The sequence below is a fragment of the Aeromonas lusitana genome (assembly GCF_002812985.1).
GTDB classification, from domain to species: Bacteria; Pseudomonadota; Gammaproteobacteria; order Enterobacterales; family Aeromonadaceae; genus Aeromonas; species Aeromonas lusitana.
Map to the genome: position 1 here is coordinate 27,747 of NZ_PGCP01000020.1, position 16,670 is coordinate 44,416.

12 protein-coding genes are annotated in these 16,670 nt (G+C 60.0%); 5 read left to right on the forward strand and 7 right to left on the reverse strand.

Annotated elements, in window-relative coordinates; translation table 11 throughout:
- Nucleotides 1-2: 2 nt before the first annotated feature.
- From CUC44_RS13385 to CUC44_RS13400, 4 genes are all read right to left on the reverse strand, one after another.
- Entirely contained in the window at nt 3-791 is a 789-nt protein-coding gene (locus tag CUC44_RS13385; RefSeq protein WP_167388900.1) for an ATP-dependent zinc protease family protein, read from the reverse strand.
- 52 nt (nt 792-843) lie between these two features.
- Complete coding sequence (gene cmoB / locus CUC44_RS13390) at nt 844-1,821, reverse strand: tRNA 5-methoxyuridine(34)/uridine 5-oxyacetic acid(34) synthase CmoB (protein WP_100860431.1); 978 nt, start codon at nt 1,819-1,821, stop codon at nt 844-846.
- 3 nt (nt 1,822-1,824) lie between these two features.
- Nucleotides 1,825-2,568, reverse strand: a complete 744-nt coding sequence (cmoA, locus tag CUC44_RS13395; protein ID WP_100860432.1) for a carboxy-S-adenosyl-L-methionine synthase CmoA — start codon at nt 2,566-2,568, stop codon at nt 1,825-1,827.
- A 335-nt stretch (nt 2,569-2,903) separates the two neighbouring features.
- Complete coding sequence (locus CUC44_RS13400) at nt 2,904-3,752, reverse strand: DUF72 domain-containing protein (RefSeq protein WP_100860433.1); 849 nt, start codon at nt 3,750-3,752, stop codon at nt 2,904-2,906.
- A gap of 427 nt (nt 3,753-4,179) precedes the next feature.
- Between CUC44_RS13400 and aspS the strand changes: the two genes are divergently transcribed.
- The 3 genes from aspS to CUC44_RS13420 all read left to right on the forward strand — a co-directional run bounded on the left by aspS (nt 4,180) and on the right by CUC44_RS13420 (nt 8,649).
- The gene (aspS, locus tag CUC44_RS13410; protein WP_100860470.1) at nt 4,180-5,964 is read left to right on the forward strand and encodes an aspartate--tRNA ligase; all 1,785 of its coding nucleotides are present in this window, start codon (nt 4,180-4,182) and stop codon (nt 5,962-5,964) included.
- 74 nt (nt 5,965-6,038) lie between these two features.
- A complete protein-coding gene (locus tag CUC44_RS13415; RefSeq protein WP_100860434.1) occupies nt 6,039-6,779 on the forward strand; it encodes a YebC/PmpR family DNA-binding transcriptional regulator in 741 nt (246 codons plus the stop codon).
- 250 nt (nt 6,780-7,029) lie between these two features.
- Nucleotides 7,030-8,649: a phosphoethanolamine transferase gene (locus CUC44_RS13420; RefSeq protein ID WP_100860435.1), complete on the forward strand. Its 1,620-nt coding sequence runs from the start codon at nt 7,030-7,032 to the stop codon at nt 8,647-8,649.
- 329 nt (nt 8,650-8,978) lie between these two features.
- Here CUC44_RS13420 and nagC read toward each other — a convergent pair whose 3' ends face one another.
- From nagC to nagB, 3 genes are read right to left on the reverse strand one after another with little or no spacing between them, the layout of a single operon-like run.
- A complete protein-coding gene (gene nagC / locus CUC44_RS13425) occupies nt 8,979-10,193 on the reverse strand; it encodes a DNA-binding transcriptional regulator NagC (protein WP_167388901.1) in 1,215 nt (404 codons plus the stop codon).
- A 4-nt stretch (nt 10,194-10,197) separates the two neighbouring features.
- On the reverse strand, nt 10,198-11,343 hold the full coding sequence (nagA, locus tag CUC44_RS13430; protein WP_100860437.1) for an N-acetylglucosamine-6-phosphate deacetylase: 1,146 nt from the start codon (nt 11,341-11,343) through the stop codon (nt 10,198-10,200).
- A gap of 9 nt (nt 11,344-11,352) precedes the next feature.
- Nucleotides 11,353-12,153 (reverse strand): glucosamine-6-phosphate deaminase, encoded by an 801-nt coding sequence (gene nagB / locus CUC44_RS13435; RefSeq protein WP_100860438.1) that lies wholly within the window; start codon nt 12,151-12,153, stop codon nt 11,353-11,355.
- A gap of 270 nt (nt 12,154-12,423) precedes the next feature.
- On the opposite strand from nagB, the gene nagE reads away from it, so the two are divergent.
- Both nagE and CUC44_RS13445 read left to right on the forward strand, forming a co-directional pair.
- Nucleotides 12,424-13,878, forward strand: coding sequence for an N-acetylglucosamine-specific PTS transporter subunit IIBC (nagE, locus tag CUC44_RS13440; RefSeq protein ID WP_100860439.1), 1,455 nt, complete (start codon nt 12,424-12,426; stop codon nt 13,876-13,878).
- 121 nt (nt 13,879-13,999) lie between these two features.
- Nucleotides 14,000-16,663 carry a beta-N-acetylhexosaminidase gene (locus CUC44_RS13445; RefSeq protein ID WP_100860440.1) on the forward strand — a complete coding sequence of 888 codons (2,664 nt, stop codon included), beginning with the start codon at nt 14,000-14,002 and terminating at the stop codon, nt 16,661-16,663.
- Nucleotides 16,664-16,670: the final 7 nt, after the last annotated feature.

Sequence of the window (16,670 nt, forward strand, 5' to 3'; positions counted from 1 at the left end):
GATTATTTTACATCCTTGAGCTTGGGTTTTGGTTGGATATATTCGCGGGCCACATCGACCACGGCGATGTCTTTGAGGAACTCACGGCCCAGCAGCACCGGGAAGGTCATGTCGCTGCGGTCTTTCAGGGTAAATTCGGCTTTCTCTGTCATGTCGCCGATGCGCACCGCGAGGCGTACCACGGGGCGACGGTCGAGATCGTCGGCGGAGGCCTGACGCACCCGCACGTGCCGCACCAAGGGCGCTTCAATCTGGATCTTGTCGTCCATCTCTTGGTGGCTCAGGAAGAAGCGCACCCAGTTCTTGCCGTTGCGCTCGAAGATGGTGATCTCCTGGGCGCTGATGGAGGAGGTGGTCGCACCGGTATCGACCCGCGCCTGGAAGGCGTCATTGGCGGCATCGACCCAGATCCACTCGGCTTCACCCACCAGCAGCTTGCCATCGACGGTGTGACCCTGGCTCGGGGCCGGGCACTTCTCGGTCGGAATGGGCATGGCCTTGGGCGGCTCTGGCGGCAGGGTGGCCAGCTTGCTGTCAACTTTCTTCACGGACTCTTTCATGTTGGTGACATCGGTGTTGAGCTGAACCAGCAGGTGCTGTTGCTGCACATACTGCTTCTGTTGCTGTTCCATGGATGTTTGCAGACGTTGTTCGCTGAGGCTTATCTCGTTGCGAAGTTCGGCCAGCGTCAGGGTTGGGACCGGGGGCGCTTTCTCCATACTGACACACCCGCCGAGACTGAGCAGGGAGAGCAGGGTCATTCCTTTTAATTTGCTTTTCATGTCATTCATTTAACTGTGCTTCCTGGAATTGGGTCAGTGTAACTTCCGCAGGCGCCATCGGCTAGTCTTTGGCCTTCCTGGCGATCAGTACGGCACGTTTGGGTGCCGGGTATCCTTCGACCGTGAGTGCCGGATCGTCGGGATCCAGGTAGTCACTCAGGGATTCATTCACCATCCAGTCGGTACGACGCTGTTCGTCGGTACTGGTCATATTCTCGTCCACGATCCGCACGTCCTTGAAGCCACAGCGCTCGACCCAGAGTTTGAGCGCCGCGCTTGAGGGGATGAACCAGACGTTGCGCATCTTGCCGTAGCGATCCGTGGGCACCAGCACGTCATTGACGCCGCCGTCGATGACCAGGGTTTCCAGCACCAGCTCGCCATCGTCCTTGAGCTGGTTGCGCAGCTGTTCGATATGCTCGATGGGGGACTTGCGGTGATAGAGCACCCCCATGGAGAAGACGGTGTCAAAGGCGCGCAGCTCGGGCAGTTCCTGGATGCCGAGCGGCAGCAGGTGAGCCCGCTGATCGCCTCCGGCGAAGTGGCGGATGGCCTCGAACTGGCACAGGAATAAGGGGCTGGGGTCGATGCCGACCGCGAGTTTCGCGCCGGCGCCGACCATGCGCCACAGGTGATATCCACTGCCACAGCCCACATCCAGCACATAACGACCTGCTAGTGGGCTGATGTGCGGCAGAACACGCTGCCACTTCCAGTCGGATCGCCACTCGGTGTCGATGTGGATGCCGTGGACGTGGAAGGGCCCCTTGCGCCAGGGCATGAACTGGCGCAGCAGGCTCTCGGTCTTCTTGCGCTCCCCTTCACTGAGGCTGTTGTCATCCCCTATCTCGACTCGATCACGCAGATCTATGTGACCGGGGTTTATGTGGGGCAACTTGTTGAGGGCTCGGTTCCAGCGCGGCAGATCGCCGTGCAGGTTGTCGTGTTGCCAGGCGTGCAGCTGGGCGGGCAGGGTATGCAGCCAGTGGCTCAGCCGGTTCTTGGCGATCAGTTGATAAAAATTAGCGAAATCGATCATGGCTTAGCGGGCGTCACTGGCTTTGATGGCAATCATGGATCCGAAGTTGAAGCACTGGAACCAGAGATCCTGATGGACGAAGCCGGCTTGCGCCAAACGCGCCTGGTGTACCGGCAGGCTGTCGGTGCGCATCACGTTCTCCAGCGCATTGCGCTTCTGGCTGATTTCCAGCTCGCTGTACCCGTTGGCGCGCTTGAAATCCAGGTGCAGATCGATGAGCAGCTCATTGACCTGGGCATCCTCGAAGCGGAACTTTTCGCTCAGGATCAGGATGCCGCCCGGACGCAGGCCATCATGGATGCGCTGGATGAGGGCGGCGCGTTTCTCGGGCTCGACGAACTGCAGGGTGAAGTTGAGCACCACCACGGAGGCGTTCTCGATCTCGATGTCACAGATGTCCGCTTCGATGAGCTCCACCGGCACTTCCGACTTGAAGCCGGACAGGTGGGCGCGGGCCCGCTCTATCATGGGGTGGGAGAGATCGACCGCCGTGATGGCGCAGCCCGGCTGGGTCACGTGGCGGCGCATGGCCTGGGTGGCGGCACCGAGGGAGCAGCCGAGATCGTACAGACGGCTGTCTGGCTGGGCGTAACGGGCGGCCATCATGCCGATGGCGGAGATGATGTTGCTGTAGCCCGGCACGGATCGTTGGATCATGTCGGGGAAGACATCGACGACTTGTTCGTCAAAGCAGAAATCCCCCAAGCGGGCGATGGGGGCGGCAAAAATCTGGTCTTTGGTATGCATGCTGGCGCAACCTGACAGCCGGTGCACAAACCGACTGTTTTGTTCAATTGAATCTTGGCTGGACCCCCATAGATTGGGCGTCGTCACCGCTTCACGGACGGCTGGCAGACCTTGACATCCTTCGGGTCTGTCCCGTTCGCAATGGGTCATCATCCTGGCCCTTCAGGGTGAGCCGCACGGATTGTTGCACACTGTTGCAAGCAACCTGTGTCCGGCCCTGTTATATGGGGCGCTAGTGTAGTGGATTGACTGGCGTTTGTCTTGACGCCGACCCTCTCCAAGCCACAAAAATCCGGCTTTTTTTATGGCAGGCCAATGGCGGGTTTCATGGAGGGTTAAAAGTTCAGCACGCCCTGGCGGGCGCGATCGTTTTCCCCCGGCCAAGGCGCCATTTCTTGGCCAAGCAGCAGGCTTATCTGGCGTGCCAGGGTCGGGGCCTGGGCGTTGTCGGCGGTATGGATGAAGAGGTAGAGATCCTTGCCCTCCGCCAGCCACTGCTGCCAGTGGGGCAACCAGGCTGGCAGGAAGGGGTGATTGTCTTCCGGCTGTGGCAGGCCGATGAGGCGCACCACGGGGGCATGAGCGGTGGCGAGCAGGTGCACCGGCAGCCTCGGCTTCTTGCCCTGGGCATCGACCATGGCGGCCGTGGTCGCCGGCACCGAGAACAGGGGGCGGGAATCGAGCATGATGCGGTTGATGCCACGGGCCATCAGCAGCCGGTTGAGGGCGCGCTCCGCCTCGCCCTTGGCGAAAAAGTCGGGATGACGGACCTCCAGCGCGTAGCGAAAATCCGCGGGCAGCCTGTCGAAGAAGGCTTCGAGGCGCGCCAGGCCGGCGGGGCCGAAGCGGGCGGGCAACTGCAACTTGAGCAGCCCCAGCTTGTCGTGCAGCGGGCCGAGCAGGCGAATGAAGTCCGTCACCTGCTTGTCTACGCTGACCAAGTCGCTCTGGTGGCTGATGGTCTGCGGGAACTTGAAGCTGAAGCGAAAATGGGCGGGCACCGCCTCGGCCCAGCGCCGCACCGTTTCCGGGGTCGGCGAGGCGTAGAAGGTGGTGTTGCCTTCCACCGTGTTGAACACCTGGGCATAGTCGGCGAGGTGATCGGCGGGTCTGGCATTGACCCCCAGCAAGTGACCGGGCCAGGCTGGATGTGACCACTGCGGCAGACCCAAATAGAGGCTCATAACGGCTCCTGTCTGCGGATTTGGCTTGTTTTGCTCCTCTTTTTGCGCCAGGACAAGAAAAAACAGGGCAAAGGAGGCTGCGGGCTATTTTACCCAAATGGGGGTTTTCCTCTATAATGCCAGCCCTTTTGTTTGCCAATTCGTTGTGACTCCTGTCCTCATGTGCCTATGGTGGCGATGATGACGGCCATGAACTGGCTAAACAACGCCGCGTGCTGATGTCCTCGCTCCGAGTGTTCGCCCCAAGAGGGCCGATGCCCGTCGAGCGGACACGGGCGGCAAGACTCCGGCTCAAGGGAGCCGGATGGTATGAGACAGATTTTACACCGGGCAAGAATCCGAATCTGGCAGCTGCGAGACAGACGGTGCTTGTCAGTCGTGCCCGGCGACCCAAACCGTCTCTCTACAATTTCGAAGGAAGAAGTCCATGCGCTCTATCTATTGCGGACAGGTCAATGAGGCCCATGCCGGGCAGACCATTACATTGTGCGGTTGGGTCCATCGTCGTCGTGATCTCGGCGGTCTGATCTTTATCGATATGCGTGACCGGGAAGGGATCGTGCAAGTGTTCTTCGATCCGGACAAGCCGGACGCCTTCGCCCTGGCCTCCGAACTGCGCGGCGAATTCTGCATCCAGGTGACCGGCGTGGTGCGCAGCCGCCCTGAGTCCCAGCGCAACAGCGACATGGCCACCGGCACCATCGAGGTGTTCGGCCACGAGCTGACCATCATCAACCGCTCAGAGCCGCTGCCGCTCGACTTCAACCAGGTCAACAGCGAAGAGATCGGTCTCAAGTATCGCTATCTGGATCTGCGCCGTCCCGAGATGGCCAAGTACCTGAAGACCCGTGCCAAGGCCAGTGCCTTCGTGCGCCGCTTCATGGACGAGCAGGGCTTCCTCGACATCGAGACCCCCATGCTGACCAAGGCGACCCCGGAAGGCGCCCGTGACTACCTGGTGCCGAGCCGGGTGCACAAGGGCAAGTTCTATGCGCTGCCCCAGTCCCCTCAGCTGTTCAAGCAGCTGCTGATGATGTCCGGCTTCGATCGCTACTACCAGATCGTCAAGTGCTTCCGCGACGAAGACTTGCGTGCCGACCGTCAGCCTGAATTCACCCAGATCGACGTGGAAACCTCCTTCATGACGGCGCCGCAAGTGCGCGAGCTGATGGAAGAGATGATCCGCCAGCTGTGGCAACACGTGCTGGCCGTGGATCTGGGCAACTTCCCTGTGATGACCTTCGACGAGGCCATGCGTCGCTTCGGCTCCGACAAGCCGGACCTGCGCCTGCCCATGGAGCTGGTGGACGTGGCAGATCTCTTGACCTCCGTCGAGTTCGCCGTGTTCGCCGGCCCAGCCAACGACCCGAAAGGCCGCGTGGCGGCCCTGAAGGTACCGGGCGGCGCCGAACTGTCTCGCAAGCAGATCGACGAGTACACCAAGTTTGTCGGCATCTATGGCGCCAAGGGCTTGGCCTGGATGAAGGTCAACGAGGCTGCCAACGGCCTCGAGGGCGTGCAGTCCCCGGTCGCCAAGTTCCTGTCTGACGCCATCGTGCGCGAGATCCTGGCCCGAACCGGCGCCGCCAATGGCGACATCATCTTCTTCGGCGCCGACAGCAAGAAGGTCGTCTGTGACGCCATGGGCGCCCTGCGCCTGAAGGTGGGCCGCGATCTGGGTCTGGTGGAGAAGGTCTGGAAACCGCTCTGGGTCATCGACTTCCCCATGTTCGAGGAAGACGGCGAGGGCGGCCTGGCGGCCATGCACCACCCCTTCACCGCCCCGAGCAAGATGAGCCCTGAGGAGTTGAAGGCAAACCCGGTTGGCGCCTATGCCAATGCCTACGACATGGTGATCAACGGCTACGAAGTGGGTGGCGGCTCTGTGCGTATCCACAACAGCGAGATGCAGTCCACCGTGTTCGACATCCTGGGCATCACCCCGGACGAGCAGCGCCTGAAGTTCGGCTTCCTGCTGGATGCCCTCAAGTTCGGCACCCCGCCCCATGCCGGTCTGGCCTTCGGTCTGGATCGCCTGAGTATGCTGCTGACCGGCACCGACAACATTCGGGACGTGATCGCCTTCCCGAAAACCACCGCGGCTGCCTGCCTGATGACCGATGCCCCGAGCTTCGCCAATCAGGCTCAGCTGAGCGAGCTGGCCATCGCCACCGTCGCCAAGGCTGATGCCAAGGCGCAAGGGGCAGAATAAGCTGAACGGGTCGCACTTGCGGCCCGTTTATTTCGAACTATCTGATTGATTTATAAGTATAACGGAGAGTCTTTATGGCAGGTCACAGCAAATGGGCCAACATCAAACACCGCAAGGCAGCGCAAGATGCCAAGCGCGGCAAGATCTTCACCAAGCTGATCCGTGAAATCACCACCTCGGCCCGTATCGGGGACGCGGATCCGGCCAACAACCCGCGCCTGCGCGCGGCCGTGGCCGCTGCCCTGACCGGCAACATGACCCGCGACACCATCAACCGTGCCATCGCCCGTGGCGCCGGTGGTGCCGATGGCGAACAGCTCGAGACCATCGTCTACGAAGGCTACGGCCCGGCAGGCTCCGCCGTCATGGTGGAGTGCCTGACCGACAACCGTAACCGTACCGTGGCCGAAGTGCGTCACGCCTTCAGCAAGAGCGGTGGCAACCTGGGTACCGACGGCTCCGTCTCCTATTTGTTCAGCAAGAAGGGTGTACTGACCTTCGTGGGCGCCGATGAAGACGCCCTGATGGACGCCGCCCTGGAAGCGGGCGCCGATGACGTGGTCAGCGAAGAGGACGGCACCATCGAGGTGTACACCACCCCGAACGATTTCGGCACCGTGCTCGACGCGCTGGAAGCCGCCGGCTTCAAGCCCGAGAACGCCGAGGTGACCATGATCCCCTCCACCGAAGCCGAGCTGGACGCCGAGACCGCGCCCAAGCTGATGCGTCTCATCGACATGCTCGAAGACCTGGACGACGTGCAAGAGGTGTATCACAACGGATCCATCTCCGACGAAGTAGCAGCCCTGCTCTAATTCGTCGCGCACCGCAGAAACGGCAGCCCTGGGCTGCCGTTTTTTTATGTCTTCAATCTGTCATTCGGACTCATATTTCTCCTTTTTTGCCGGGTCTTAATTCTCGCTTAAGTTTGCCTTCCTACGCTCTCCCACGTATCCGGGCCGCTGTGCCTATCACCTGGTCGTCTACTCGGGATGAGAGACGGGTGATCGGGATGCCCAACGCCCCCTGAGGGCTCAAGATCTACTGGCTTGTCGGAGTATCGTTATGCGTCTCACCCTGGGAGTGATGAAGGTCAACCTGTTGCTGGTGCTGCTGTTTGCACTGGTGTTCAACTGGCCCATTTTCCTGCATTTTTACCGCATCCTCAGCGCCCTTGAACACGTCAAGGTGGGTTTCGCCCTCTCTATTCCGTTCGTGCTGATGGCGGCCCTCAATGCGGTCTTCCTGCCGTTTACCTTCAAGTATCTGCTCAAACCCTTCTTCATCCTGCTGATCGTGACCGGCTCCATCGCCAGCTACGCCATGCTCAAATACGGCGTCATCTTTGACGTGGGCATGGTGCAGAACATCATAGAGACCAACAGCGGGGAGGCGAGCTCCTACCTCAACGGCTCGGTGGCCATCTGGTTCCTGCTGACCGCCGTGCTGCCGGTGCTCTGCCTGTTGTGGATCAAGGTTGAATACCCGACGTCCTGGTACAAGGGGCTGGCCATGCGCCTCGGTGGCATCGCCGTCTCCCTGCTGTTCCTGGTCGGCGTGGCCGCCCTCTACTATCAGGACTACGCCTCGGTCGGGCGCAACAACCACGCCATCGTCAAGGAGATAGTGCCCTCCAACTATGTGCGCGGCGTCTATCGCTACGCCCGCGACATCGTGTTCGCCACCCCTATCCCTTACGAGCCGATCGGTACCGACGCCAAGGTGGTGGGCAAGAGCGACAAACCGACCCTGATGTTTTTGGTGGTGGGGGAGACGGCGCGCAGCCAAAACTACTCCCTTAATGGCTACAAGCAGCAGACCAACAGCTTCACAGCGAAGGAACCCAGCATAGTCTCCTTCAAGGATGTGCGCTCCTGTGGCACAGCCACTGCGGTCTCGGTGCCCTGCATGTTCTCGAACCTGACGCGCCGCGAGTACGACGAGACGGTGGCCAAATCCCGTGACGGCCTGCTGGATGTGCTGCAACACGCCGGCGTCTCCGTGCTGTGGAAGGAGAACGACGGCGGCTGCAAGGGGGTATGCAAGAACGTGCCCACCATCGAGATTGAGCCCAAGCAGTTCCCCGACTATTGCCAGGGGGACTCCTGCTACGACGAGGTGTTGCTGCAGGGGCTGGACAAGCAGATCACCGACATGAAGAGCGGCAACAAGGTGGTGGCCTTCCACCTGATGGGCAGCCATGGGCCTACCTACTATCGTCGCTACCCGGCTGCCGATCGTTTCTTCCTGCCGGACTGCCCGCGCAGTGACATCGAGAACTGCAGCAACGAGGAGCTGGTCAACACCTATGACAACACCATCCGTTATACCGACAAGGTGCTGTCCCAGCTGATTGCCAAGCTCAAGACCCTGGAGAGTCAATACAACGTAGGCCTGGTCTATCTGTCGGATCACGGGGAATCCTTGGGGGCCATGGGGCTCTACCTGCACGGTACTCCCTACAAGTTCGCGCCGGACGATCAGACTCGGGTGCCGCTCTTGACCTGGTTCTCCCCCCAGTTGCAAAGTGATCGCAAGCTGGATCAGGATTGTCTGCGCCAGGAGGCGGCCGCCAAGCGCTTCTCCCACGACAACCTGTTCCACTCCATGCTGGGCATCATGGACGTGCAGACCCAGGTGTATGACGGTGCGCTGGACATGTTCAAGCCGTGCCGCGCGGGCTGAGTCAATGCGACTATCCATGGATAAAAATGGCAGCCAAGAGGCTGCCGTTTTTATTGGAGAAAGGGCCGACGATCACTACTCCCTGTCATGACTCGCAGGTCCGGTTGTTGGCAGCGGGCGTTGGCCTAATCAGCACTCAGCCTTATGGGCCAAGGCCGATGACATCAGCCAAGCTGCGGTGTTATTGCCGAGGGATTAAAGGGGAGGGTATCGATTAATGCCTGAACAGATGATTTGACCACCCAGTCAACACTGGGTAGATGTTTAGTGATGCTGAAAAGCAAAAAGGCAGCTTAGGCTGCCTTTTTATTGGGTAAGGAAGGGAGGAACTACTTCTGCTCCATGATGATCTGCAGCAGGTCGCCCTCCAGCAGGGAGCGCTTGACCAGGGCAAAGCCACCTATGGTGGGCTGGTTCTGGAAGCGTGCTTTGACGATGGGCAGGCCACGGTGGAAGCTTGGCAGGGACTGATGCTCGACGCAGCGACGGATGGCCGGGATCAGGATCTCCTCGGCGGCGGTGATTTCGCCGGCGATCAGCACCTTCTGCGGGTTGAACAGGTTGACCGTGATGGCGATGGCCCGGCCCAGATGTTCCCCCACGTTCTCGATGACGCTGCGAGCCAGTTCATCCCCCGCCACGGCGGCCTTGCACACCTCCTGGATGGTGATGTGCTTCTCCTGCAGCGAGCTCTGGTGGCCACGGCTGATAAGCTCCTTGACCTTGTCGACGATGGCCTCGTTGGAGGCGATGGTCTCGAGGCAGCCGAAGTTGCCACAGTGGCAGCGCTTGCCGAGGGGTTCGACCTGGATGTGGCCGATTTCGCCGACGTTGCGGTTCTGACCGAGGAACACCTTGCCCTTGGTGATGATGCCCGAACCCGCCCCCTGGTGCACGCTGACCAGGATGGAATCCATGCAATCGCGGGACTCGCCGAAGAAGTGTTCGGCCAGCGCCAATGAACGGGTGTCGTTGCCCACGTAGCAGGGCAGGTTGAAGTGGTGCTCCAGCAGCTTGGCGAGCGCCAGGTTGCGGATCTGGTAGGTCGGGGTATAGATGACCATGCCGGATTCCGGGTTGACCAGACCCGGCATGGTCAGCGCGACGCTGATGAGGTTGCGGCTGCGATCCGTATTGGCGTCGATGAAGGCGCCAATCTCCCGCAGCAGCATGTCGACCACGGGCTGCTGCTCGATCTCGCTCACCTGGGTGATGTGTTGATCGAGCTCCTTGCCGTCGAGATCATAGAGACTCAGCTGCAGGTAGCCGCGGCCAAGCTTGGCAGAGACAAACTGAAAGCGATGCTTGATGGTGGTCAGGGAGATGGCGCGTCGCCCGCCGGTAGAGGCTTGCGGCGAGGTCTCCCTGATCAGCCCATGCTCGATCAGTTGCCGGGTGATCTTGGTCACGCTGGCCGGGGCCAGCTGACTCAACTCGGCAATTTTGACCCGTGAGATGGGCCCTTGCAGGTCAATGAGCCGATAGACGACCGCACTGTTTACCTGCTTGATAAGATCTACGTTTGCTATTTGTCCGCCAGTCATAGTGTCACTGTTGTGTGTAGTGTCCGTTAACCACAGTCCCGCAGACCGTGAAGGCCTGATCAAAGACGGTGAGGTTGGCAATTTTTCCGACCTGGATACTACCGAGACGTGAGTCCCATCCAATGGCGCGCGCGGGGTAAAGGGTGGCCATTCTCAGTGCTTCATCGAGCGGTAATCCGACCTGTTTGACCAGATTCGCCACCCCCTCAATCATGGTGAGGGCGGAGCCGCCGAGTGTACCATTCTCATCGACGCACTGACCATCACGCAAATAGACGGTTGCGCCACAAAAATCAAACTTCTCAAAGCCTTCCGGTGCACCCGCGGCGGCGGTGGCATCGGTGACCAGCACTAGTTTCTCCCCCAGCATCTTGTGGGCAAGGCGTACGTTGGCCCAGTGGACGTGATGGCCGTCGACTATGATGCCCGCATACACGTCCTTGCGGTCATAGATGGCGCCGACCACGCCGGGCTCGCGACCGTTCACGGTTGGGGTCATGGCGTTGTAGAGGTGGGTCGCAAAGCGCATGCCGTTGTCAAACCCGGCCATGGCCTGGTCATAGTTGGCGGCCGTGTGACCGGCGGAGACCAAAATCCCGGCCTCGACCAGGCGGCGGATGTGCTCCGGCTTGTTGCGCTCCGGCGCCAGGGTGATCTTGGCGATGGCATCGCCGTTGGCGCAGAAGAAGTCGATCATCTCGTCGGCGGGCTGACGGATTTGATCCGCCGGGTGGATACCCTTGCGCTTGAGATTGGTGTAAGGCCCTTCCAGATGGACACCGAGCACCTCGTTGGGGTGGGCGGCCATGTAGTCACGGGTCACCGCTACCGCTTGCTTCATGTCCGCATCGGGACTGGTGATCAGGGTCGGCAGGAAGCTGGTAGTACCGGACTTGAGGTTGGCCGCCTGCATGATGGCCAGGGTCTCTGTGGTGATGTGACCGTTGAACATGACGCCGCCACAGCCGTTGAGCTGCACGTCGATGAAGCCGGCGCTCAGGTTGGCGCCGTGCAGATCATGTTGCGGCACCTCGGCGGGTAGCTCGGCCCGGGGCACGATGGCGACAATCTTGTCGCCCTCGATCAGTACGCCGTGGCCGGTCAGCACGCAGCTGCCGGTGTAAATGGTGCAATTAGTGAGTGCGTACATGGCGACTCCTTACAGACGGTTGATGTTGGCGGCTTCCAGTTGTTGGAAGTAACGCACCGTCTTGACCTTCAGTTCCATGGTGGAGGGCTCGTCGCACACCATCATGCCTTTCGGATGCAGTTGCAGGGTGGAGATGGTCCACATGTGGTTGACGCAGCCTTCCACCGCGGCCTGCAGGGCCAGCGCCTTGGCGTGGCCGGTGACCAGGATCATGATCTCTTCCGCATCCATCAGGGTGCCCACGCCCACGGTCAGGGCCAGCTTGGGCACCTGCTCCATGTCGCCACCGAAGAAGCGGGAGTTGGCGATGCGGGTGTCTTCGGTCAGGGTCTTGACCCGGGTGCGGGAGGAGAGGGAAGAGGCCGGCTCGTTGAAGGCGATGTGGCCGTCGTTGCCGACGCCGCCCATGAACAGGTTGATCTTGCCGTAGGACTTGATCTTGTCCTCGTAGCGCTTGCACTCTGCCACCAGATCCTCGGCGTTGCCGTTCAGGATATTGATGTTTTCCGGGCGAATGTCTACGTGATTGAAGAAGTTGTTGTACATGAAGCTGTGGTAGCTCTCCGGGTGTTCGGCCGGTAGACCCACGTACTCGTCCATGTTGAAGGTGACCACGTGCTGGAAGCTCACTTCGCCTGCTTTATGCAGTTCAATCAAGCGCTTGTAAGTGGTCAGCGGGGTGCCGCCCGTGGGCAGGCCCAGTACAAAGGGGCGATCGCTTGTCGGCTTGAACGCATTGATACGGTCAACGATGTAACGGGCAGACCAGAGACCCACTTGGCTGGCAGATTTCAACGGGATCAGGCGCATTATGTATACCTCTGTACGGGTTGCGGCAGTCGATTGACGCAAGGGCTAAACACACATTTAAGTTGTTTTATAGCGTAAATAAAGATTGCGAACTAAGCCACATCTATCCGCTACCTTTATCTCGGTTGAGTGATAACGATCACGAAAGTTGGTTTATTAATTTGCGCAGCGAAATAAAACCCATAGACTGCCAATCAAGCCTTGATGGCTTATGCGTCGAACGTGATAAGCACTTAATTTCTAGAAAAACATCAACTAAGGAGAGGAACCGTGAACATTCTCGGTTATTTGCAAAAGATCGGCCGTGCACTGATGGTGCCGGTAGCGGTATTGCCTGCCGCAGCGATCCTGATGGGGATTGGCTATTGGATTGACCCGAACGGTTGGGGCGGTGGCAGTCCGGTCGCTGCATTTCTGATCAAGGCGGGTGCCGCCATCATCGACAGCATGCCCGTGCTGTTTGCCGTGGGTGTTGCCTATGGTATGTCCAAAGATAAAGACGGTTCTGCCGCACTGGCCGGTCTGGTCGGTTTCCTGGTGGTCACCACCTTGCTGAGCCCAGGCGCCGTTGCCCAGATCAAGGGTATCCCGCTGGATCAGGTCCCGGCTGCCTTTGCCAAGATCAGCAACCAGTTTGTCGGTATCCTCTGTGGTGTCATCGCTGCCGAGCTGTATAACCGCTTCAGCAGCGTCGAGCTGCACAAGGCGCTGGCCTTCTTCTCCGGCCGTCGTCTGGTGCCGATTGTGACCTCCGTGGTCATGATCGTGGTCTCCTTCATCCTGATGGCCGTCTGGCCGGTTATCTATGGTGGCCTGGTCTCCTTCGGTGAATCCATCGTCAGCATGGGCTCCACCGGTGCCGGTATCTATGCCTTCTTCAACCGTCTGCTGATCCCGGTCGGTCTGCACCACGCCCTGAACTCAGTGTTCTGGTTTGACGTGGCTGGCATCAACGACATCCCGAACTTCCTGGGTGGCCAATCTTCCATCGACGCGGGTAAAGCTGTCGTGGGCACCACTGGTATGTACCAGGCTGGCTTCTTCCCCATCATGATGTTCGGCCTGCCGGGCGCAGCCCTGGCCATCTACCACTGCGCCAAGAAAGAGCAGAAAGAGAAAGTTGCATCCATCATGATCGCAGCCGCCTTTGCCGCCTTCTTCACCGGTGTGACCGAGCCGCTCGAGTTCTCCTTCATGTTCGTGGCGCCGGTACTGTACGTCATCCACGCCCTGCTGACCGGTATCTCTGTGTTCATCGCCGCCAGCATGCACTGGATCGCCGGTTTCGGTTTCAGCGCCGGTCTGGTGGATATGGTGCTCTCCAGCCGTAACCCGCTGGCGACCCATTGGTACATGCTGCTGGCACAAGGTCTGGTGTTCTTCGGTCTGTACTACGTCATCTTCCGTGCCGTGATCGTCAAGTTCAACCTGAAGACCCCGGGTCGTGAAGACGACGAAGCCGTACCGGTACAGGCTCAAACCACCGACCGCACCGAGCTGGCTCGCCAGTACCTGGAAGTGCTGGGTGGTCAAGACAACCTGGTCACCATCGATGCCTGCATCACCCGTCTGCGTCTGACCCTGAAAGATCGCAGCATCGTCGACGAGCGCAAGCTCAAAGCCCTGGGCGCGGCCGGTGTGGTCAAGCTCGGTGAGCAGAACCTGCAGGTGATTCTGGGCCCCTTGGCCGAAATCATCGCCGGTGAGATGAAAGCCCTGCGTTAATCGAGCGCGAGCTCACCTCAAGACTAAGTCCATTGTTGACATAACTAAGGGCCCCGCTTAGGGGCCCCATATAAAAAAAGCCAAGAAAATCCAACCTTTACTTCAAACGAGAGCAGCAGTTATGAACTTGAAACATTCTCTGTTAGCCATTGCCATGTCTACCGTTTTTGTCAACCAGGTGCAGGCAGCCGATGCCGCCAAGCAAGCCGTGGTCGACTCCATCGCCGACAACCTCGTCGTCAAGTACGAAGTGGTGACCAACGATGGTGCCAGCGCCGGTCTGGACTGTCAGGCGCTCGGTTCCGAGTGGGCGAGTTGCGGTGTGGCCAAGTTGCACCTGACCAATACCGGTGCCGACGTCACTTCCAAGGACTGGAGCATCTATGTCTCCTCCATCCGCCGCATCCAGCGCATCGACAACGACCAGTTCACCATCACTCACCTGACCGGCGATCTCTATCGCCTGGCGCCGACCGAGAAATTCCAGGGCTTTGCCAAGGATGCCACGGTCGAAGTCCCGCTGGTGGTGGAGTACTGGGTACTGTTTGAAACTGACATCATGCCGAGCTGGTACGTGACCGCCGAGGGCGCCGAGCCCAAGGTAATCGCCAGCATGAACAACATCAATGATGCCACCACCTACGAGAAGCCGATGCCGGCCGATGGCTGGAAGCGCACCAAGGATGACAACAACATCCTGATGAACAGCGAGACCCGTTTCGCTGCCAACCAGACCAGCACCCTGTTGCCGGCCAAGCAGATCGATGATCGCATTCTGCCGTCCCCGCAAAAGCAGGTAGTGAAAGCTGGCCCGCAAGTGGATCTCTCCAGCATCAAGCTCAACGCGCTGGACCTGCCAACCGACCGTGCTGATGTCATCAAGGCACAACTGGCCAAGCTGGGTGTTACCCTCTCCGACACCGGCTACCCAGTGACCATCAAGCTCGGCAGTAAGGTCAAGCAGACCGAAGGTTATGACATGACCATCGGCCAGAAGGGCGCTGTGATCCAGGGCCACGACATCCAGGGTGCCTTCTGGGGCGCACAATCCCTGATCTCCCTGCTCGGGATGGAGGACAAGAAAGTCAGCCAGATGAGCGTCGAGGATGCCCCGCGCTTCGAATACCGCGGCATGCAGACCGACGTGGCCCGTCACTTCAGGACCCCGGAAACCCTGCGCAAGCTGGTTGACCAGATGTCCGCCACCAAGCTCAACGTGCTGCACCTTGGTCTGACCAACGATGAAGGCTGGCGCATCGAGATCCCGGGCCTGCCGGAGCTGACCGAGGTCGGTGCCGAGCGTTGCCACGATCTCTCCGAGACCCAGTGCATCCTGCCGCAGCTGGGCTCAGGCCCGGGCAGCGACAACCAGGGCAGCGGTTTCTACAGCAAGGCTGACTACATCGATCTGGTGCGTTATGCCAAGGCGCGTGGCGTCACCGTGATCCCCGAGATCAACATGCCGGCGCACGCCCGTGCCGCCGTGGTTTCCATGGAAGCACGTTACAAGCGGCTGATGGCCGAGGGCAAGGAAACCGAGGCGAACCAGTATCGCCTGACCGATCCGGCGGATACCTCCAACATCACCTCGGTCCAGTTCTACGACAAGATGTCCTTCATCAACCCTTGCCAGCCGGGTGCCGCCACCTTCGTGGCCAAGGTGATGGATGAAGTGGCCCAGATGCACCAGGCCGCCGGTCAGCCGCTGACCGCCTGGCACTACGGTGGTGACGAGGCCAAGAACATCATGCTGGGCGGTGGCTATCAGGATCCGGCCACCACCAAGAAGGAAGAGCTGGTGGCCTGGAAGGGCAACACCGACTGGAGCAAGCAGGACAAGCCGTTTGGCAAGTCCCCGATGTGCCAGAAGATGATCGAGGATGGCAAGATCAAGGACGTGGCCGAGCTGCCTGTCTACTTCGCCAAGGAAGTGAGCGAGATGGTCAAGGGCCACGGCTTCTCCACCCTGCAGGCGTGGGAAGATGGCCTGAAGTACGCCAAGGATGCCAGCGTCTTCGCCACCGACAAGACCCGGGTCAACTTCTGGGAAACCCTCTACTGGGGTGGCTTCAACGAGGCGATGAAGTGGGCGCACAACGGCTATGACGTCGTGCTCTCCAACCCGGACTACCTCTACTTCGACTTCCCGAACGAGGTACACCCGGCCGAGCGTGGCTACTACTGGGCGACCCGTTTCAACGACACCCGCAAGGTATTTGCCTTCGCACCGGAGAACTTGCCGCAGAACGCCGAGACCTCGGTGGACCGTGACGGCAATGCCTTCGTCGCCAAGGGTGATCAGGACCCGGTCAAGTTCAAGGGCATGTCCGGTCAGCTGTGGAGCGAGACGGTGCGTACCGACGCCCAATACGAGTACATGGTCTACCCGCGTATCTTCTCGGTGGCCGAGCGTGCCTGGCACAAGGGCGGCTTCGAGCTGGACTACGTGAAGGGTCGTGAGTTCTCCGGCACCACCAAGTTCGTCAACAAGGCGACCCTGGCCAAGGAGTGGAACCAGTTCGCCAATACCCTGGCTCAGCGTCAGCTGCCGAAACTGGATCAGGCCGGCGTGGAATACCGCCTCTCCGTACCGGGTGCCAAGCTGGTCAACGGCGTGCTGGAAGCGAACGTGGACCTGCCGGGCCTGCCCATCCAGTACAGCCTGGATGGCAAGACCTGGACCGCCTATGACGCCGCGGCCAAGCCGAGCGTGACGGGCAAGGTCTACCTGCGTACCACCAGCTTCGATGGCAAGCGCACCAGCCGCGTTACCGAGCTGAACTGATAAGCCG

Bases quoted from the DNA above. Each gene is read 5' to 3' on its own strand.
- CUC44_RS13385 (WP_167388900.1), bottom strand. From the start codon at position 791: ATGAATGACATGAAAAGCAAATTAAAAGGAATGACCCTGCTCTCCCTG.
- cmoB (WP_100860431.1), bottom strand. From the start codon at position 1,821: ATGATCGATTTCGCTAATTTTTATCAACTGATCGCCAAGAACCGGCTG.
- cmoA (WP_100860432.1), bottom strand. From the start codon at position 2,568: ATGCATACCAAAGACCAGATTTTTGCCGCCCCCATCGCCCGCTTGGGG.
- CUC44_RS13400 (WP_100860433.1), bottom strand. From the start codon at position 3,752: ATGAGCCTCTATTTGGGTCTGCCGCAGTGGTCACATCCAGCCTGGCCC.
- aspS (WP_100860470.1), top strand. From the start codon at position 4,180: ATGCGCTCTATCTATTGCGGACAGGTCAATGAGGCCCATGCCGGGCAG.
- CUC44_RS13415 (WP_100860434.1), top strand. From the start codon at position 6,039: ATGGCAGGTCACAGCAAATGGGCCAACATCAAACACCGCAAGGCAGCG.
- CUC44_RS13420 (WP_100860435.1), top strand. From the start codon at position 7,030: ATGCGTCTCACCCTGGGAGTGATGAAGGTCAACCTGTTGCTGGTGCTG.
- nagC (WP_167388901.1), bottom strand. From the start codon at position 10,193: ATGACTGGCGGACAAATAGCAAACGTAGATCTTATCAAGCAGGTAAAC.
- nagA (WP_100860437.1), bottom strand. From the start codon at position 11,343: ATGTACGCACTCACTAATTGCACCATTTACACCGGCAGCTGCGTGCTG.
- nagB (WP_100860438.1), bottom strand. From the start codon at position 12,153: ATGCGCCTGATCCCGTTGAAATCTGCCAGCCAAGTGGGTCTCTGGTCT.
- CUC44_RS13445 (WP_100860440.1), top strand. From the start codon at position 14,000: ATGAACTTGAAACATTCTCTGTTAGCCATTGCCATGTCTACCGTTTTT.